We start from the raw sequence: 19,981 nt of genomic DNA on the forward strand, positions 1-19,981 counted from the left end.
TATATTGGCGCCACTATGGTTTAACAATTGATATTCCAACGAAAAATATTGTGCATATGCACTAAATAGTCCGAGTTTAATAGAAAGTAATATGAGAAACATAGTGGTAGCAAGTGATAGATATAAGGTGCCCGAAATTAACCAATTAATTCAAAAAGGCTTAAATGTATATGATTTATGAACGTTTACATCTGAATATAATAAAGCCACCCGAATATTGAACTGCACCCCAATTGTTAGACACAACTAACAATTGGAGGTGCAGTTTTTATGTCCAAGTATTCTTTAGCAATAAAACTACGGACCGTATTTAGTTACCTAGAAGGCAAAGAAAGTTTTAACTCGCTAGCGGAAGAATTAAGAACGAGTTCAGCCGTCGTAATGAACTGGGTTAAACAATATAAGTATCATGGAGCCGACGCTTTTAAGAAATCCTATACAAGCTATTCTACTCAGTATAAACTAGACGTACTCAATTATATGAACGAAAATGGGACGTCACCTAATGAAACAGCAGCCATATTCAACATATCTGAACCTAGTATGATTCGGAAATGGAGAAGAAGGATAGAGAATGAAGGAATGGACGCCCTCAACTCAAAGAAAAAGGGGCGTCCTATCATGAATAGTGAAAAACAAGGAGCAGCCAAGAAACAGGTGCCAGATGATGGTTCTGTCGAGGCTTTAAAAGCAGAGTTAGAGCGTTTACGCATGGAGAATGCTTACTTAAAAAAGTTGAATGCCTTAGTTCAAAACAAGGAAAAATCACCAAAGAAGACAAAGCACAAGTCGTCTATGAACTAAGGAACGAATTCTCGGTGAAAGCACTCCTGCAGTTGGCAGATGTCCCACGTAGCACGTATTATTACTGGGTAAAGAACATTGGTAGGCCTGACCCAGATGCGAAGCTAAAAGCATTGATTCAAGCGATTTATGATGAACACGAAGGACGTTATGGCTATCGTCGTATTCACGACGAATTGATGAATCGAGGACGTCAGTTAAATCACAAAAAGGTTCAGCGTATCATGCAAGAATTAGGATTGAAGTGCCTGGTACGTATGAAGAAATATCGCTCGTACAAAGGGATGATTGGCAAGATTGCACCCAACATTTTAGAACGTAACTTCCACGCTGAAAAGCCGAATGAGAAATGGGTTACGGATATTTCAGAGTTTAAATTATTCGGAGAAAAGCTATATTTATCTCCAGTACTCGATCTATATAATGGTGAAATTATTACGTATACGATCGGTTCAAGACCGGTCTACTCGCTTGTTTCTACGATGTTAGATCAAGCATTCAGTCGATTAACAGATGTAGATAAGCCCCTTATTCATTCTGACCAAGGTTGGCACTATCAGATGAAACAGTATCGTCATGCCCTTGAAGAACGTGGCATCAAGCAAAGTATGTCCCGTAAAGGTAACTGCTACGACAATGCCGTCATTGAGAACTTCTTTGGCATCATGAAATCTGAACTTCTGTATTTAAAGGAATTTGAAAGTATCGCACATTTTAAACAAGAGCTATCAAAATACATCCATTATTACAACAACAAGCGAATTAAGGCAAAACTAAAAGGCATGAGTCCGGTACAGTACCGAACTCATGCCCAACAAATTGCCTAATAAAATAACCTGTCTAACTTTAGGGGGTCACTTCAATATTCGAGTGGCTTATTTGCTAATCAATCCGATTGTAAATTCACTACAACTACCCTTTTAGCAACGCAAACATGTTCAAATCAACATACGTCTCACGAAAGAAGGCATATTGCTTAAGTAGTCCCTCCAAATCAAAGCCAAGCCGTAACAGCAGCTTCTCCGATGCATCGTTCTCCGGGTATACAAGAGCTTCGATCCGGTTCAAACCCATGTCTTGAAAAGCATAAGAAATCGCTGCCGTCAGTGCCTCGCGGGCGTAACCTTGTCCTTGATATGCCTCATTCAACTCATACCCAATCTCTGCACGGTTATGTGAGAATGCCCAGGCGTGAAATCCTACTGATCCAATGATTTGCGCGTTCTCCTTCAACTCAATTCCCCAACGAATGCCCCTGTAATCCTCGAACAACAGTCGGAATCTTTCGATCAACTCTGCCGCCTCAACCTGTTCCAGCAAAGGAAATCTACCATAATACCGCATGACTTCCTCCGAAGAGAGGGTCTGGAACAATGCCTCAGTATCTGCTAATCCAAGCTGTCTTAACCGTAATCGTTCGGTCTCCAGTATAGGAAATTGCCTTAACTCGTTAATGTCCGCCACGCCCTTCATCCCCCCTGGACTTTTTCCAAGTTTATCTAACTGTATTTAAATTAGCAATTTGTTTTTTTCATATTTGATGAGTACTTTGCAATGTTAAGTAATATATTTTATGATAGGTTAGTACTCAATTACATTGAGTACTTTGTTGGGGGTGACATTTTGAATACCGAAATGCTAAAGGGTACCATTGATCTTCTGATCTTATCTGTCCTTAAGGAGAAGGAGAACTATGGTTACGAAATATCTAAAGCCATAAAGTCAAAGACACAAGGTGAATTCGAAATACAGGAGGCCACGCTTTATTTGGCTCTCAAACGACTGGAACAGCACGATGCCATCTCCTCTTTTTGGGGCAATGAAACCCACGGGGGAAAGCGTAAATATTATTCCATTACGGAAGAGGGCAAACTTGTATTGAATAGGTCTATTCAAGATTGGGTGAACACCACCAAAATTGTGAATCGATTTATTCAGGAGGAATCGGAAGATAGCATATCTTACGAACAAAATATGTAACTAGAGATAGAGATACAAGAAAAAAATTCTAGGAGTGTTGAAATGGAACATTGGATTACCGAAATCATGAATCAATTCGGCTATATCGGCATTTTTCTATTGATAGCAATTGAGAATCTTTTTCCACCTATTCCATCGGAAGTCATACTTACCTTTGGTGGTTTTATGACCACACAATCTAATCTTAGTATTATTGGTGTTATTATTGCTTCTACAATTGGTTCTATAGTTGGAGCCGTCATCCTTTATTGGATTGGTGTCTTGCTTGATGTAAAGAGATTGGAAGCAATTATCGTTAAATATGGTCGCATTCTTCGTTTAACTAACAAAGATATTCATAAAGCTGACGCTTGGTTTACTAAATATGGATCATGGGCGGTTTTCGTTTGCCGGTTCGTCCCGTTGATTAGAAGCTTGATCTCCATCCCTGCCGGTAGCATACGGATGAATTTCGCTACCTTCATCTCCCTTACAACGCTGGGATCATTAATCTGGAATGCCGTTCTCATCTATGTTGGGGCTGCAGTAGGTGCTTCATGGGGAGATATCGTGGGTTATATGGATGTTTATTCGAATATCGTCTATGCTGCCCTAGCCCTGATCTTTGCATTGTGTGTGTTCCTATTTATGAAGAAAAGATTCTTGAAAAGCAAAGCAGACTAATACGCTTATCCTATAATCCGATGAAAAAGCAGATCCACTTCGTACTTAAACGAAGGAGATCTGCTTTTACTTTATTCTTCACCTTATTTACGAAGTCGAAGTGGCGGCTTATTTATGAGTATCGGACGAAGCACATTCCATGCTGAAAGACAGCACTGCTGCAGCTAGAGTCTCATTTATAACACGCAGTTCTTCCGCACCTATGCCCGAAGCCACAATCCATAACGCAGCACTATGCGTATAGTTCATAAACGCTGCGAGTCCACATAACGATCCTTTTCCGATTTAAAGGGAATTACTCAAGTTAAGTTGTTGAGAGGACATATCCTTCCGCGTGTAACTGGAATAACTCCAGTTAATCAACCGATTTTCGGTCACAACTGGTCAGAAGCGCTGAATTAGATGGAGAAATTCCAGTTAAGTTGGCCATTGATTGTATGCAAGCCAAATTAGTAGGAGGAATTCCAGTTATTCATACTCCATCGAGCAGGGGTTACTTATGGACCTAATATAAGTACTTGTTAATAGCGGAGGTATCTACAGATAGGGTCTGTCACCCGCTAATTTTGGTTTTGAGCCTTTTTTCTACTTCGTCCATTAGTTGAACTGACAGCCCGTGGTTTATAGGTAAACAACTTAACCACACCATAACCGATCACTCCACCACTTGTGTTTAGTATCAGATCATCTACATCGAAAGTTCCAATGTACAATACCAATTGTGCTACTTCTAAACTCAAGCTAAGACAGAAGGACAAAATCAATACTCTTCTAAAAGTAGCACCGTTTTGATGGAACAGAACTGAAATAAACATTCCAAAAGGAATAAATATAGCAATATTGCCTACCAAGTTAATAAGCGAATGAGGATTAGATAAGGATATATCCCCCATTGCATTCGTGATCTCTTTAAAAGGGACTAAGTTACCTACTCGTGCACCGGAACCGAATACCCGATTAGGATTCTCCAACGCTTTCAACAATTGGCCGTAGAGAAATGGAAAGTCAGGAGCATTCCACTTTAATAAAATCATCCTCATCAATGCATATAGGTACACGATAAATCCTATTGCTAAAATAGTCCTTATTATTGGGTTTCTAAGTTTCATCATCATCCCCCCTTATTCCATCGTTATAATGACCCCATCTATGTTGTTCCCTGATATCTCATACTTGCGACCCGCTGGTAATTCAATGGCCGTGTCATCAGAAACGGGATGATAGGTCACCTCGTAATATTTCCCATCAACTTCGGTTAATAGGCTCTGATTGTCTCTCAGGAAATCTACATACTCTTCTAATGTAAAACCTCTCTCCTGCATAATGGCACTATGAGGCATACCTACATAGCGAAAATGCCACGGCTCATATTGAATCCCCGTGATCGCCGTCTTATCCTCTGGATAGCGTAGAATAAACCCGTGCTTCCAAGCATTTTCCTTCAACCATTTTCCTTCAGATGCTGTACTCATCTCAGCTTCGGTAGAACCTATGTCCAGTGATAATCCTAAATTATGTTCGCTATAACCAGCTGGTAGGGCGTAATCTGATCCCTTTTGTTGATATAACCCATCTTGCTCTTCAAAATCTCGATAACCACTGCTGATTAAGAAGTTATTTACCTTATCCCCCTTAGCATCTTCAATCATTTTTAGAAAAGTTTGCGCAACACTCTTTGACAACCGAATATTTGTATCCAGCAATCCATATCCCTGGACTAAGTCTTTTTGCTCAAATAGATTAACAATATCGGCCTTCACACTTTCTTCGCGCACAGGATACTCCTTGTTAACCAACAATAAATCTCCCTGATAAACCTGATCTTCCGTAATATCTATCGATACGGTATTCGCAGCGGAATTTTTATTGGTATTAGACTCGGTGTTTGATCCGGTGTTTGATCCGGTGTTTGATTCGCTATTTGTTGCAGTTTCCCCTCGAACTAATCGTTGTTCATTCATAAGCTTATTTTCTTGCTGAGAACTTGGCCCAAAGTACCGAAATCCAACTCCTAACAACAATATAATCATCACAAAAAAGCCCCACTTCTTCATTCACAACTTCCTCCTTGATCCTTCATATATCTAGGATAGAGAAAAGAGTTTAAAAAAAGATGGAACAATTCTAAAGTTTTCCTTAAATTTGGCTATAAAAGTGACTCAAAACAAAAATAAGTGGTTGATAGACCCTATAGTGGGAAGTAACGTTTCGTTTTTTGCCAACCACTGATTCTTAGATTGAGCCATATAAGTTGAACAAATAATTTTGCTTAATCAGGTCAATTCCTGGGGTAACTTCACTTCAAACTGTGTTCGGATCACATTGCTCTCGACAGAGATGGTTCCTTTATGTTGCTCTACTATATTCTTTGCTATAAATAAGCCGAGGCCTGTTCCGCCCTCCTGATGTGTTCGTGAACGGTTATTCGTATAATACATATCGAAAATATGAGGTAATTCTTCTGGAGCGATAAACCCTCCGTAATTGATCACCTGAATAACCACTTGTCCTTCTACAAGGTCACAATTGATATCTACAAACTGGCCCTCTTTGCCATAACGGATCGCATTGGATAATAGATTCTCGAACACTCGTGCTAGCAGTTCTCCATCCCCGTGAATGCATAAATTAGGCGTGATATTCAATCTGGTTTTTATGCCATTATTCTCAAACGCTGGATACAATTCTTCATTCATTTGGACGAGTAGCTCGCTTATATCTATACGTGACTTTTCAACGGGTAGCATGCCATAGCTCATCCTAGTGATTTCGAACAATTCATCGATCAGTTTCTCTAGGCGCTGGGACTTAGTATAAGCAATCGTTGCGTAATGTCTTACCTGTTCCTCCGTCAATTCATGATCCTTAAGAATCCAATCGAGATAACCCAATACAGAAGTAAGCGGCGTACGCAGATCATGTGCTAAATTAACTACCAATTGATCTTTGCTGTTCTCTGCAAACTCTCCTCTTTCCACAGCCTCTTGTAACTTTGCACTGGCCAGGTTAAGGTCATCCGCAATTTTTCTAAACTCATCATGGGAGGAGATATGAACACGGTTCTTAAAGTCACCATTAGCCAGATGATGAATTCCCCTAGAGATTTCATTGAAATAGGTCGCATACGGCTTGGTTAGCAAGAAGAAAAAGAGGATCGCGAGCGGGATAAATATAATTAAAAAGGCGTTTAAATCGCCAATATCCCTCATGAAATAGCGAATGGGCGTCAACGGATCCTCAAATCTAACCTGGGAACGATAATACGACTGAAGAACTCTATAGATCCCATAGGTAATTAGACCGGACATTAACATGCTTAAGCCTAATAACATAATCATCCTGGTTCGGAAGCTGCTTACGAGTTTATCCATTGAAGGTATACCCCACACCCCAAATGGTTTTGATGAACTTGTTCTTATTCTGATCTTCCCCAAGCTTTTTGCGTAGCGTCCGGATATGTACCATGACCGTATTGTTGCCACTTTCGTAATAGGCCTCGCCCCATACTTGCTGAAAAATACTTTCGATATTAAAAACCTGCTTCGGATGCTTAGCTAGAAAATATAAAATATCAAACTCCTTCGGCGTTAACTCAACCTTCTCCCCATAAAGGGTAACCTTATGCTGCTCGGGGTAAATGGCTAAGCCCCCCGCTTCCAATACAGTTATATTCGTAGTTGTAGGTGTAGGTTGACTAAATTCTATAGAACGACGAAGCTGGGAATTTACCCGAGCAACTAATTCCATGGGGTTGAAAGGTTTGGTCATGTAATCATCCGCCCCCATTACTAGACCGGTGATCTTGTCCAGGTCCGATGTTTTGGCACTCAAAAAGATGATCGGCATAAGATGCCGCTCGCGAATTTGACGGGTAACTTCATAACCATCAAGCCCTGGCATCATAATATCTAAAATCGCCAAATCTATGGATTTGGATTGAATAGCTTGTATCGCTTCTTTTCCATCAGCAGCTTTGATGATATGATAACCTTCTTTTTGCAAATGTAGCTCAACCAGATCTGCAATCTCCGCTTCATCATCCGCTATCAAAATTGTGATTTGCCTCATTCTTGTCCCACTCCTATATTAAGTGATCCGAGCTAAATCAAGTTGTGCTTGTATACTACATTATCAGTAAAGTCATCCCGGAGACAAGGACCGCCTTGTAACCATTAGTTTCACCATTCCTTGACAGTAAATAAGTTTAGCAACTATACTAATCCCATGAATAATATAAATAACACCCCATCGAACGACAACAATACGGGAAGTCGCAAACTAGGACGCATGATTATGCAGCTTCGCCGACTTGAACGCCAGCCCCATACTTTTGGGAGCGCCGGACCTTTAACTCCAAGCGAAATTCATACCATTGAAGCCATCGGTTCTGAAGGAACCGTGCTTATGAGTGAGCTCGCCGGACGTCTGGCCATTACAAAAGGTGCGGTGACACAGCTGATTACCCGTTTAGAAACTAAAGAGCTTGTCGAGCGGTCACCCCATCCAACGGATTCAAGAGTGACCCTGATTTCACTTACCGAGAAAGGGAAGGAGGCTAACGCAGCTCACGAGGAAGTTCATCTCCGATTCTACGATCAACTGCGTACACAATTAAGTGAACAAGAGATAGAAATATTCGAGAAATGTATAGATAAATTGAACTCCTTTTTACAAAAGTAATTTTTTTGGATATTTAGTTTAGTAACTATACTATATAGATAAAGGATATGAGTGAGATGAACATGAATGAACACATTGTTGTGATCGGCGGTTATGGTCATGTGGGGCAAAGGATCTGCAGAGAGCTAGGCGATCTATATCCCGGCAAAGTTTTTGCTGCAGGAAGAAATCTTGAACGTGCGGACAAATTCAGTCGTACTACTGGCGGAAAGGTCCAGCCATTACAACTCAACATCAGCGAGCATGTCGATCCTAATGTTCTGAATAACGTGAAACTGATCGTCATGTGTCTGGATCAAACAGATCCCCACTTCGTTCGTCTTTGTCTCGATAAGGGAATTCATTATGTGGACATTTCTGCGAACATTTCGTTTCTATCTCAGGTGGAACAATTACATTCGGAAGCTATGAACCATCATGCCACAGTAGCGCTGAGTGTAGGGCTTGCTCCGGGGATGACGAACCTAATGGCACTACACGCAAAGCGTCAGATGGAACAGACGGAGTCAGTCGATATATCCATCATGCTAGGGCTCGGAGATCAGCATGGCAAAGCTTCTATCGAATGGACGATCGATAACCTCGGCACGCAATATGATGTCGTTAAGGATGGAAATAGGATGGCAGTTTCAAGCTTTCGAGACGGTAAAACAACCGACTTTGGAACGGGCTTGGGTCGAAAAAAAGCATACCGCTTCAATTTTTCAGATCAGCATGTGCTTCCGCAAACGCTTGATGTGCCTTCAGTCTCTACACGCCTCTGCTTTGATTCAAATCTAACAACAAAATTACTTGCTTGGCTGAGAGCATCAGGCATGTTCCGCTTATTGAAGTACATGCCGATTCGAAATACCTTCGTTCAAGCGTTCGGCAAGATGTCATTCGGAACCGCCAAGTTTGCCGTAAAAATCGATGCATGGGGTAACAAGGGGCAAGAAAATATGAAGGTAGAATGCTTTTTACAAGGAGAAAACGAAGCTGATATTACCGCCAAAGTAGCTTCTGCCGTAGCGAATAAGGTCTATACTTCCTCTCTTCCCCACGGCGTATATCATATTGATCAATTGTTTGATTTAGAAACTCTGATATATCCCTTTCATCCGTCAGTCTCTATCGAAACCAGGATTAACGGGAGCAAAATATAGCCCTCTATAGCTTCCCTTATGGTTTTATTATACAATTCCTGTAGCAGTAGAAACTTAAAGCGTGGTGAATCCTTTGTTTAAGCTCTTGTTGATTGAAGATGATACAACCTTATTTCATGAGATCAAAGATAGATTATCGCAGTGGTCCTATGATGTGTATGGGATTACTGATTTCAGTAAAGTGATGGAGCAATTTTCAGATATCCGTCCTGATTTGGTCGTCATTGATATTCAATTACCTAAATTCGATGGCTTTCATTGGTGCAGGTTGATCAGGTCCCATTCCAACGTTCCGATTATCTTCTTATCCTCCCGTGATCACCCTACCGATATCGTAATGTCCATGCAGCTAGGAGCCGATGATTTCATTCAGAAGCCCTTTCACTTTGATGTACTCATTGCCAAAGTTCAGGCGACGCTCAGACGTGTCTACAATTACAATACGGACAAAGTGGAGCTCAAGACGTGGTGTGGGGCAACTGTAGATTATGAGAAAAATACGGTCACCAATCCAATTGGAACCATTGTACTTTCAAAGAATGAAGTCTTTGTGTTGAAGCTACTCATTGAGAAGAAGAACAGGATCGTAACTCGTGAGGAGTTAATTAATAGCTTATGGGATGATAAACGTTTTATCAGCGACAATACCCTGACAGTTAATGTGAATCGTTTACGAAAAAGATTGGACGAGCTTGGCTTAGGCATCTTTATTGAAACAAAGGTTGGGCAAGGTTATATGGCCACGGAAGAGGCAAATAGCTATGATTAGTAAATTTATCAGAGAACGATATAGCTGGATCATTCTATTTATACTTCTGCAGCTATTAAATATCTTTATTGTCTTTATTGACCCAGAAATCCCGCTAAAACCTCTTCTTTATCTTGTCTTTTTGTCGACGATCCTATTTATGGGCTTTGTCATCATTCGTTATCATAAAGAAACGAGATTCTACAAGGGTCTAGAAGAGCGAAATAACGATCTCGATCTATCGACTTTGCCCAGTGTGGGAAGTCCTTTTGAACAAATTGTTGAAGATAGTATACTCAGCCAAGCCGAATTTCTGAAACAAGTTGCCTCGCAAAGTCTAATGGCTCTTGAGGAAGAGAAGGATGACTTATTATCTTGGATTCATGAGGTTAAAACACCGTTAACAGCTATGCATTTGATGATCGAGCGTTTAGACAACGATACGATGAAAACTCAGCTAACCTATGAATGGTTGCGAATTCATCACTTGCTTGACCAACAGCTCCATCAACGACGCATTCCGTTTATTGAAAATGATCTATTTATGGAACGGATCGATTTAGAAGATATCATTTTTAATGAAATTAAAACCTTACAATCCTGGTGTATTCAAAAAGGAGTCGGCTTTGACATCCAATTAGATTCACCGGAAGTGCTTAGTGATCGGAAATGGCTGGCCTTTATCATAAGACAGCTCCTAACTAACGCCGTGAAATATAGTGAATCCTCCGATATTATAATTAATAGTTACCCGCAGGCTGATCAGGTCATCCTTGAAGTAAAAGATCACGGACGCGGCATCGACCCCAAGGATATATCACGTATATTCGATAAAGGTTTTACATCCACAACGATGCGACAAGACAATGCGGCAACGGGCATGGGTTTATATTTAGCTAAAAAAGCAGCACAGTCATTATTGATCCAAATAAGTGTAGAATCGGCACTTGGAGTAGGATCAACCTTTACATTAACCTTTCCAAAACGCAACGAGTTCCTTAACATCACAAGCATGTGACAACAATGTCACATGCTTGTGCTATTTGTTCGCTCAATCGCACGATAAGAACGACCAAGCCTTTTATACTTATATAAGTTGAATAAAAGAATAATGATATAGCGGAGAGAGCGAAATGATTCTGAAGAAGCTAAAAGCTTTCCTTAGGAAAGCTACCTCGGAAGCGTAAACTGCGTTCGCCTGAAAGCTTTCTGGAAGAAAGCTACTTCGTAAGCATATGCTTTGTCCCCGAATTTCAACCTTAATAACAATTCAATCAAGAAATTTGGGGACAACAGCGATCGTAAGAACTTTTCGCTCTCGGAGCCTATAATCACAATGAGTAATTCAACTTATATAGTTTATTGAGAAATGGGAGTGTTACGAGATGGTTATTTTAGAAGCAAATAAAATCCATAAAAGCTATGGCAATAAATTTAATAAGCAAGAAGTATTAAGCGGCCTGGATATGGTCATCGAAGAAGGCGAATTCGTTAGTATTATGGGGGCATCCGGCTCCGGGAAAACGACATTACTCAATGTCCTCTCCTCGATTGATAAGATTAGTAACGGAACGATCACCATCCAAGGAACCGAAATATCTCAGATGAAAGAAAAAGAATTAGCTGAATTTCGCAAGAATCATTTAGGTTTTGTCTTTCAGGACTACAACTTATTAGATACGCTAACCGTGAAGGAGAACATCTTATTACCCTTATCCATTACAAAGATGCCGAAAAAAGAAGCCAATCAGAAGTTTGTAGAAGTGGCGACGGAACTGGGCATTTATGATGTAAAAGACAAGTACCCCAATCAAATTTCCGGGGGTCAAAAGCAACGTACCTCTGCGGCACGAGCTTTTATTCATGAACCAAGCATTATTTTTGCGGACGAGCCAACAGGTGCACTTGATTCTAAATCGGCCTCGGATCTATTGAACAAGCTAAGTGAATTAAATCTGAAGCGAAAAGCGACTATTGTTATGGTTACGCATGATCCCGTGGCTGCTAGTTATTGCAGTAGAGTCATCTTTATAAAGGATGGACGAATTTATACTCAATTAAATAAAGGCGAAGAAACAAGACAAACCTTCTTTAAAGACATCATGAAAACACAAGGGGTATTAGGCGGGGTGCAGAATGAGCATTAATCAACTCATCTTTCGCAATCTGAAGAAGAATCTAAAGAATTATTATCTTTACGTCTTTGCCTTAATCTTTAGCGCCGCACTATATTTCGCATTCGTCACGTTACAGTACGACCCAGCCATGGATCCAACAAAGGGGTCGATTAAAGGGGCAGCTGCAATAAAGGCAGCATCCATTTTGCTTGTGGCTATTGTTTCCATTTTTATTTTCTACGCCAATACGATCTTTATTAAACGCCGCAGCAAAGAAATTGGACTGTTTCAATTAATAGGGATGACCAAGAACAAGATATTCAATATCCTTATCGTCGAAAATTTCTTTCTGTATTTCGGATCATTGTTCCTGGGGATCTTTGCAGGGTTCTCCGTATCCAAATTAATCATCATGATCTTATTTAAAATCACGGGTGTTGAAGGGATCGCAACACTTCGATTGTCTACCAATGCGCTAATTCAAACATTGATTGTGTTCTGCGCTATCTATCTCTTTATTATGTCGATGAATTATGTGTTTATAAAAAGACAAAGTATTCTATCCTTATTTGCCGTGAAATCTAGTACGGAAGCCAAGATAAAAAAAGTTTCGATTCTTGAAATGATCATCGGGATAGCTGGCATCGGCTTCATTCTAATTGGCTATTACATTTCTTCTAAGTTATTTGGAGGAGACTTCGTAACCATGAATGAACTTTTGATAGCCATGGTGATCATTCTGGCTTCTGTTATTGTTGGGACCTATCTCTTCTATAAAGGATCTGTTAGTTTTATATTTCATATCATTCGGAAGAAGAAAAATGGTTACTTGAACATTAATGAGGTATTATCCCTCTCCACCATTATGTTTCGAATGAAATCAAATGCCGTATTACTAACCGTTATTACAACCGTATCTGCGTTGGCGATTGGCTTGTTATCCTTGAGCTATATCTCCTACTATTCTGCCGAGAAGAGTGCTGAGAACTATGTGCCAGCAGAATTTTCAATTACAAATATCGAAGATGCGAAACGATTTAAAGAAGCTTTACTCGCAAAGGACATTAAGTACTCCGAGGAAATCATTGATGTCATCCAGGTAGATGTGAATGTAGAGAACATACTGGATATGAGTATGGAAGGCATGCTCGTTGATCCGAATCTCATGACCCTGGCTGTAATTAGTGAAAAGTCGACCAAAGATACTCAATTGTCACCGGGTGAGACTCTTTTTACAGGTTATAGTGATGTGAACCAGAAATTTATGCCCCTCGATGACTCAGGTTCAATTGAATTGAAGAGTCAACATGAAGTCATTCCGCAACAACTTGTAGGTTTAAAGAAAGATACCATCGTGTCTGGATTTTTTAGCTATGGTGGTTTGCCCGTTGCCATAGTAGACGAAACCGTATTTCAACGCTTGAAAGATGATTTAGATCCCTCTATTCAGAAGAAAGCATCCGTGTATATCGGAATCGACATATTGGATCAGGATCAAATTAAAGCGGCCAATGATATTTTTAAAGAAATCGGCTTTACTAATATTAAGTCCTATGACTCTAGGCTTGAGACGAGCAACTATCAGAAACAAAACATGGGACTCATGATGTTTGTCGTTGGTTTCTTAGGACTCACATTTCTGATTACATCGGGATGTATTCTTTACTTCAAACAAATGGACGAAAGTGAAGATGAACGACCAAGTTATACGATTTTGCGAAAACTCGGCTTCACACAGGGCGATCTGATAAAGGGTATTCAAGTAAAACAAGTCTTCAATTTCGGGATTCCATTAGTCGTCGGGCTTTGCCATAGTTACTTTGCAGTCCAATCGGGCTGGTTCTTCTTTGGCTCAGAGCTGTGGACGCCGATGATTCTAGTTATGGTACTATATACCGGGCTATACTCCATTTTTGGGGTGCTATCTGTCTTGCATTACAAGAAGGTCATTAAGGAAGCTCTTTAATTATAAATCCTAAAGAAGACGGCCAGTATCACCTCTCAGGTGCTACCGCCGCCTTCTTTATTTTTATTAAGGATGAAGGTTCATCAGTCCACCCGATCCAACCTTTACTGTGCCACTGTTTTGAAATAGCGATGTATCTTGTTCAATTTCTCCTTATGTTTACCCTTTGGACTCTCCATGTTGCCAAACTCAAAGAATTTCACCTTCTTGATCCCTACATAGTTGAACAGCGCTTTGCGCATTAAGACTTTGTGGGAATTATTAAGCCATAGCAATGGATAATGAGTTGGACCCTTCATAACGGAAATGCAGACAACTGACTTTCCCTTAAGAAGTCCCTCAGGTAGCATTTTACCCGTTTCTTTATATGCAAAACCCGAGGCAAACATCTGATCGATATATCCCATCAGCATAGCCGGAGGACGCCCCCACCAAATCGGATATACAAAGATGATTTTATCAGCCCACATCAGCTGTTCCCTGTACCTAGCAAAGTCTGGGTCACGATGCATATCTCTTCTACGTTTCTGTTTATTAAACACCAGGGTCGGGTTAAAACCCTCCTCATATAAATCGAGTACCTTAACTTCTTCAATTGTAGTATTCTCCTGAGCGCCCTGGATGACTTCCTGCAAAAATGCATAACTTAAGCTCTGATGATTCGGATGTGTATATATAATGAGTGCTTTCATAGGATTACTCCTTTACTTATCATTTGATAACCAAAGGGTACCATATTCTGAATTTAGTTGTCAAATGATAATTGTATTTTGATAATCATTTTGCTATCGTTTCATATAGAGGTGATTTTTATGGACAAGAACTACATATTCCAGAAATTCGTGGCCTTCACAGCTGCTGTTCATCAAGTAACAAGTGAGATAACCAAAGATGTGAAATCCGAAGCGATTACACCTGTTCAATATAAGATTCTTGAATATATTGCAGTCAGCCAACCTGTAACCATAAGTGAAATCAGTGAATGTATGCTGATGTCCATGCCGAACACAAGCCGTGAGCTAAGAAAATTAAACGAAAAGCAATTATGCGAGAAGATTACCGATAATGAAGACCGTCGCAAACAATTTATCCGGCTCTCAGAAAAAGGGGAAGACATGATGAATGAGGTTTTTGCGCATGTTAAATCGAGGTTTGATGAACGAATCAAGGATATTTCTGAGAAAGAATTAAAGGAAATCGAACAAGCGCTCGATCTCCTTCATCGTAAAGTGTTCTATTAATCCTTCAGTTGATAGCTTACAAAGGCCAGATGGCTACTGTCAGGAGACCAAGAATTCACGTTAAGCGTTCCCTGACCACCGAAGAGCTTGACTAGCGTACGAAATTCACCGCCTGTACTGGACATTACGCGAATTTCAACATGCTTATTGGCAGGATGATCTCCTGGGTCAACATCGCCTTTTTGATAAGAAATATATGCCACCGTTTTACCATCGGGTGATACATGCGGGAACCAGTTATTGCTTTCATCAAAGGACATTTGCACCGGTTCGCTGCCGTCGGCATTCATGCGCCATACCTGCATTAGTCCTGTACGCACGGAATTAAACCAAATATGTCCTCCATCTGGGGAGTATTCAGGGCCATCATCCAATCCGAGAGTATCCGTCAGTTGGGATTCCACCCCACCCGTTGCTGGAATCGTATATATATCATACTGTCCGTTACGCTCAGCACAATAAGCCAGTGTACTGCCGTCAGGGGACCAGCCGTGGAGATAACTTGGTGCGATAGGGGTAATCAAACTCGGGTTGCCACCTTCCAAAGGGAGAACATAAATCCGAGACATACCGTCCTCTCGCGTATGATGGCTTACCGCAATATGAGCATTGTCGGGAGATAATACATGGTCGTTGTTGCAGTGATTAGCATAACCTGAGTCGATAACTAGACTTTCCTTAGTGGCAATATCAAAGGATACGATCCGGCCTAGACTGTTGTATATCAGCCTTTTGCCATCACTAGTCCAATTCGGAGCCTCAATTAGGGAATCGAATTGCGCCAAAATTGTACGTTCCCCCGTCCGTACATCCACGGTTTCCAGAAAGCTAATTACGTTGCGACTTTCAACATTAGGGTTCTCATTTAATGTGTGCACTGTATTCTCTCCTTTATTTGTTCATATCCGTGAAATGCGTGACGCGATTTCTTCCATTCTCTTTAGAGGCGTAAAGTGCTAGGTCGGCTTTTTTCAGTAGCGTAATATCTGAATCCATCTGGATAAACGTTGCTATACCGATGCTTACCGTTATCTGCCCAGTTTCCCAAGTAGAACTAGCTACAGTAAGTCGCAACTCCTCTGCTCTTATCTTGGACTCAGCGGCATCCATGTTAGGCAAGATGAGGACAAACTCTTCCCCGCCATATCTAGCCACAATATCTCCTTTACGGACATGAGACTGTAAGACCTCCGCTAATTTTGCTAACACAGAGTCGCCCATCGGGTGTCCCCATGTGTCGTTTACTTTTTTGAAATGATCTATGTCTACGATATACAGCGAAAAAGGTTGCCCAGTCTGGCTGTAGAGAATCATTTGATCCTCTAACTTTTCCTCAAAAAACCGTCTATTCTTCAGACCCGTAAGCTTATCTGTAACAGACAGTTTAACTAAGTTAGCGTTTAACTCCATCAGTTCTTGCTGCTTCTGTTCAATCTCCATATGGAGTTGTTCTAGCTTCACTAGCGCTTGATCTTTCTCCCAATACGCCTCTTCTATTTGCCTTTTGGCTGTCCGAATTTCAACCTCATAATCAATGCGCTTACCCATCTGCATCAATATACAATCTATAATCTCAACGCCTTCCTTCTCAAACCTTCTACCATTAAGCAGAAAGGGAATGGCGAGACCTTTATGATCTTTTAAACTTAAAAACATTTCTTCTACATGTCCATTGAGATTTATAAAAGGGTAAAAATATGTATGGAAAATAAGCTTATTTGCCGTAGACATGATAGATTCAAAATGATTGTCCACCAAGTTTGCTCGGCTATATCCCATGATAGCAAGGAATGTTTGATTCACATCGATAACAATTCCTTCATGAGTTATGGAAACATACCCACATGGTGCATATTGTAATCGCTCATCCATTCGCTCATTTCCTTTCAATACAGTTTAATCGTATCAACTTGATTGAAGATATTCATTAATGAAAGTGATCGTTTCCTCTGGATGGCTGATATGTGGGTAATGGCCCTTTGCCTCCATTAGGCGAAACGTACTCCCCTTTAAGTGCTGATGTAAATACTCTCCTACTTGTATAGGTACAATGCTATCATCCGAGCACTGCATAATGAGTGTGGGAACTGTAGCTTTCGATAAATCACTCCGATGATCCGATAAAAATGTAGCTGCTGCAAATTGTCTAGCAATCACAGGGTCTAATGAACTAAAGCTTTGTTCTAACTCTTGCGATAACATCGGGTCAGGATTATTCATCGCAAGTGGCGCCATAAAACTAGCCCATCCCACAAAATTCATCTCCATCATATCTAGGAGTTCAGTAATATCACTTTTATCGAAACCACCGAAATAATCTTCACCCTCATTTAAATAACGTGGAGAAGGTCCGATCATTATCAATCTATCAAAATAGTCGGGTCGCTCGATAGATGCAAGCATCCCTATCATAGAACTAACCGAATGGCCTATGAATATAACATCTTTAAGATCCAACGATTTGATGATGTCTAATACATCTTGTACATAACCATGTAATGAACTATATTTCTCCGCATTATATGCCGATATATCTGAGTGGCCTGAACCAACATAATCAAATAGAATGATCCGATACTTTGTCTTAAATGAGGGTACGATATATTGCCACATGTTTTGGTCGCATCCAAATCCATGTCCAAAGATAATGGTTTGTTTCCCTTCTCCAATCACTTTTACATTATTGCGTACAAGAACATTATCCATCCCATAATTCTCCTCTTCGATAGCATCCTCTTCATTCTGAAGGGACACCCTACAAATATCAAGCTAACATTATGAGAATACATGAACGTTTAGTTAATCCTAATTTAAGAGTAGCTCTTAAAAATCCATTAGCTCAACCTAAATATTCGGGATAACAAATTATGTATTTTTAACATAATATAGTCATATATGACTATAGATAATAGATTCATAGTCTACTATACTGATAGTGAATTTAAATCTATAGTATAGGAGGATAACTATGAAACGTAAATTGACAAGCATCAAGCTCATGCGCGTATGCATCACTTTACTGTCCGCATTGTTAGTACTCACACCTATGGAAGCGTTTACAAAATCGATCTCCGCAAATGAATTACAAGAGCAAGCTTCATTAACCGCATCACCTTGGGTATCCACTCAAGTGTACTTGGGCGGCAATGAGGTCAGCTATAACAACAGTGTGTACCGGGCCAAATGGTGGACGCAAGGCGATGTACCAGGTTCGGGTGATCCATCAAGCTCACCGTGGCTGTTACTTGGTCCTGATACGGGGGGCGTAGAAGATCTTATTCCTCCTACAGCTCCGACGAATCTTGTTTCGACTGGGCAAACAGCTAACACCATCACATTGATCTGGGATGCCGCAACAGACAACATTGCTGTGACGGGTTATGACATTTACCGGAACGAGACAAAGGTTGGTTCCTCGGCCAACGCATCCACACTGACTTACACCGATACGGGCTTACAACAAGATACCCCATATTCATATTTCGTAAAAGCAAGGGATGGCAAGAATAACACGACGGCAAGTTCGAGCATCAGCGTAAGAACCACGCTAGGCGAATTAAACGCTGGCCAAAGTTGTGTACTAACCGATCCACAAGTTACATCGCTATGGGGCGGTATAGACCCGCAATTTTCGCCAGCCAATGCGGTTGCAGCCGTGCAGAGCGCACTACCGAAAAGTGAATACGAAGCGCTGTTCCCGATGCGTATCGGTTCTACAGAGTGGCACACATTTGCTGCGGACAAGCCATATTATAAACAGGGACAAGCAGACTATTATTCGTATAGTAACCTGATCGCAGCTGTAACCGATGTGGCAAATATTAAGTACAAGCTGGAATACAGAGAGGGTGCTACATGGAACAATCGTGTATTCCGATTGGACAAGACAACGAAGACAGAAACACTCATCTATCAAAACGCCGACTTTAACGCTTCATGGAACTTAACGGTTCCGATCATTTCCAAGACAGTTGATTTTGGTTCATTTATTAAGGAAGGTTCTGCTGAGAATCGTAAGCGTGAGCTGGCGGCCTTCCTCGCCAATATTGCGCATGAAACGGGCGGTGGTTGGGCGACAGCGCCTGGTGGCGAGCTTCGTTGGGGTCTATTTTGGAATGAAGAAGTGGGTTATATCAATTCTACCAACATCGGTTACGTTCAATCTCATGCTGACTTCCCTCCAGTTTCAGGTAAATCGTATCATGGACGTGGTCCGATTCAATTGAGTTGGAATTACAATTATGGACTAATTAGTGGAATTATCTATGGGACGAAAGATACCTTACTTCAACAACCGGAGCTTATTACAAACGACGGTAAATTGGGCTTTATGACGGCTATGTTATTCTGGATGACGCCACAACCACCAAAGCCATCAGCTCATGATGTGATCGTTGGAAATTGGACACCCTCAGCTACTGACATCTCTAAAGGGCTAACGCCTGCGGGATTTGGAATCACCATCATGATCATCAACGGTAGCTTTGAAGGCAACAAAGATGAAACCGACTATCGAGTCGGCCGCCGCGTCGGTCATTATCGCGACATTACGACGAAAATGGGCGTCGATATTACGGGCGAGAAACTGAATACACTCGGCATGAGTCCATTCTAGAAAGGGCTGCACCCGCAAAACA

Annotated in this window: 21 protein-coding genes; 11 read left to right on the top strand and 10 right to left on the bottom strand. The window is 40.9% G+C overall.

Annotated elements, in window-relative coordinates; genetic code table 11:
- Positions 1-270 precede the first annotated feature (270 nt).
- A protein-coding gene (locus tag NST85_RS28070) for an IS3 family transposase (protein WP_127195313.1) occupies positions 271-1,631 on the top strand; the annotation gives its coding sequence in 2 pieces (ribosomal slippage) (positions 271-727 and positions 727-1,631; 1,362 coding nt in all).
- Positions 1,632-1,716: 85 nt separating this feature from the next.
- Here NST85_RS28070 and NST85_RS28075 read toward each other — a convergent pair.
- Positions 1,717-2,268 carry a GNAT family N-acetyltransferase gene (locus NST85_RS28075; protein WP_341190966.1) on the bottom strand — a complete coding sequence of 184 codons (552 nt, stop codon included), beginning with the start codon at positions 2,266-2,268 and terminating at the stop codon, positions 1,717-1,719.
- 159 nt (positions 2,269-2,427) lie between these two features.
- Here NST85_RS28075 and NST85_RS28080 point away from each other — a divergent pair, with 159 nt between their 5' ends.
- Both NST85_RS28080 and NST85_RS28085 read left to right on the top strand, forming a co-directional pair.
- Entirely contained in the window at positions 2,428-2,784 is a 357-nt protein-coding gene (locus NST85_RS28080; RefSeq protein ID WP_127191608.1) for a PadR family transcriptional regulator, read from the top strand.
- Between the two features lie 42 nt (positions 2,785-2,826).
- Positions 2,827-3,447: a DedA family protein gene (locus tag NST85_RS28085; RefSeq protein ID WP_341190967.1), complete on the top strand. Its 621-nt coding sequence runs from the start codon at positions 2,827-2,829 to the stop codon at positions 3,445-3,447.
- A 108-nt stretch (positions 3,448-3,555) separates the two neighbouring features.
- On the opposite strand, the gene NST85_RS28090 is transcribed toward NST85_RS28085, so the two are convergent.
- From NST85_RS28090 to NST85_RS28110, 5 genes are all read right to left on the bottom strand, one after another.
- Positions 3,556-3,696 carry a hypothetical protein gene (locus tag NST85_RS28090; RefSeq protein WP_170220157.1) on the bottom strand — a complete coding sequence of 47 codons (141 nt, stop codon included), beginning with the start codon at positions 3,694-3,696 and terminating at the stop codon, positions 3,556-3,558.
- A 311-nt stretch (positions 3,697-4,007) separates the two neighbouring features.
- Positions 4,008-4,556, bottom strand: coding sequence for a VanZ family protein (locus tag NST85_RS28095; RefSeq protein ID WP_281278187.1), 549 nt, complete (start codon positions 4,554-4,556; stop codon positions 4,008-4,010).
- Between the two features lie 12 nt (positions 4,557-4,568).
- Positions 4,569-5,501, bottom strand: a complete 933-nt coding sequence (locus NST85_RS28100) for a M15 family metallopeptidase (RefSeq protein ID WP_127191605.1) — start codon at positions 5,499-5,501, stop codon at positions 4,569-4,571.
- Positions 5,502-5,720: 219 nt separating this feature from the next.
- Complete coding sequence (locus NST85_RS28105; RefSeq protein ID WP_127191604.1) at positions 5,721-6,818, bottom strand: HAMP domain-containing sensor histidine kinase; 1,098 nt, start codon at positions 6,816-6,818, stop codon at positions 5,721-5,723.
- Positions 6,811-7,515, bottom strand: a complete 705-nt coding sequence (locus NST85_RS28110; protein ID WP_127191603.1) for a response regulator transcription factor — start codon at positions 7,513-7,515, stop codon at positions 6,811-6,813. Before NST85_RS28110 ends, NST85_RS28105 begins: the two co-directional genes overlap by 8 nt.
- A gap of 156 nt (positions 7,516-7,671) precedes the next feature.
- Here NST85_RS28110 and NST85_RS28115 point away from each other — a divergent pair, with 156 nt between their 5' ends.
- From NST85_RS28115 to NST85_RS28140, 6 genes are all read left to right on the top strand, one after another.
- Positions 7,672-8,127, top strand: coding sequence for a MarR family winged helix-turn-helix transcriptional regulator (locus tag NST85_RS28115; RefSeq protein ID WP_341190968.1), 456 nt, complete (start codon positions 7,672-7,674; stop codon positions 8,125-8,127).
- Positions 8,128-8,189: 62 nt separating this feature from the next.
- Positions 8,190-9,272: a saccharopine dehydrogenase NADP-binding domain-containing protein gene (locus NST85_RS28120; protein WP_127191699.1), complete on the top strand. Its 1,083-nt coding sequence runs from the start codon at positions 8,190-8,192 to the stop codon at positions 9,270-9,272.
- 73 nt (positions 9,273-9,345) lie between these two features.
- The gene (locus NST85_RS28125) at positions 9,346-10,041 is read left to right on the top strand and encodes a response regulator transcription factor (RefSeq protein ID WP_127191602.1); all 696 of its coding nucleotides are present in this window, start codon (positions 9,346-9,348) and stop codon (positions 10,039-10,041) included.
- Positions 10,034-11,038, top strand: a complete 1,005-nt coding sequence (locus NST85_RS28130; RefSeq protein WP_127191601.1) for a sensor histidine kinase — start codon at positions 10,034-10,036, stop codon at positions 11,036-11,038. Before NST85_RS28125 ends, NST85_RS28130 begins: the two co-directional genes overlap by 8 nt.
- Positions 11,039-11,405: 367 nt before the next feature.
- On the top strand, positions 11,406-12,167 hold the full coding sequence (locus tag NST85_RS28135) for an ABC transporter ATP-binding protein (RefSeq protein ID WP_127191600.1): 762 nt from the start codon (positions 11,406-11,408) through the stop codon (positions 12,165-12,167).
- Positions 12,157-14,103, top strand: coding sequence for an FtsX-like permease family protein (locus NST85_RS28140; RefSeq protein ID WP_127191599.1), 1,947 nt, complete (start codon positions 12,157-12,159; stop codon positions 14,101-14,103). Before NST85_RS28135 ends, NST85_RS28140 begins: the two co-directional genes overlap by 11 nt.
- 104 nt (positions 14,104-14,207) lie before the next feature.
- On the opposite strand, the gene NST85_RS28145 is transcribed toward NST85_RS28140, so the two are convergent.
- A complete protein-coding gene (locus tag NST85_RS28145; protein ID WP_127191598.1) occupies positions 14,208-14,795 on the bottom strand; it encodes an NAD(P)H-dependent oxidoreductase in 588 nt (195 codons plus the stop codon).
- 120 nt (positions 14,796-14,915) lie between these two features.
- On the opposite strand from NST85_RS28145, the gene NST85_RS28150 reads away from it, so the two are divergent.
- Positions 14,916-15,344, top strand: coding sequence for a MarR family winged helix-turn-helix transcriptional regulator (locus NST85_RS28150; protein ID WP_127191597.1), 429 nt, complete (start codon positions 14,916-14,918; stop codon positions 15,342-15,344).
- Here NST85_RS28150 and NST85_RS28155 read toward each other — a convergent pair.
- Genes NST85_RS28155 through NST85_RS28165 form a run of 3 tightly spaced genes read right to left on the bottom strand, consistent with a single transcriptional unit; the run spans position 15,341 to position 18,050 of the window.
- Positions 15,341-16,222, bottom strand: coding sequence for a TolB family protein (locus NST85_RS28155; protein WP_127191596.1), 882 nt, complete (start codon positions 16,220-16,222; stop codon positions 15,341-15,343). The genes NST85_RS28150 and NST85_RS28155 overlap by 4 nt on opposite strands.
- 13 nt (positions 16,223-16,235) lie before the next feature.
- The gene (locus tag NST85_RS28160; protein WP_127191595.1) at positions 16,236-17,216 is read right to left on the bottom strand and encodes a sensor domain-containing diguanylate cyclase; all 981 of its coding nucleotides are present in this window, start codon (positions 17,214-17,216) and stop codon (positions 16,236-16,238) included.
- Between the two features lie 33 nt (positions 17,217-17,249).
- Entirely contained in the window at positions 17,250-18,050 is an 801-nt protein-coding gene (locus tag NST85_RS28165) for an alpha/beta fold hydrolase (RefSeq protein WP_127191594.1), read from the bottom strand.
- A 262-nt stretch (positions 18,051-18,312) separates the two neighbouring features.
- On the opposite strand from NST85_RS28165, the gene NST85_RS28170 reads away from it, so the two are divergent.
- On the top strand, positions 18,313-19,959 hold the full coding sequence (locus tag NST85_RS28170) for a glycoside hydrolase family 19 protein (protein ID WP_127191593.1): 1,647 nt from the start codon (positions 18,313-18,315) through the stop codon (positions 19,957-19,959).
- Positions 19,960-19,981: the final 22 nt, after the last annotated feature.

The organism is Paenibacillus sp. FSL K6-2524 (genome assembly GCF_038005525.1).
GTDB lineage: Bacteria > Bacillota > Bacilli > Paenibacillales > Paenibacillaceae > Fontibacillus > Fontibacillus anaericanus.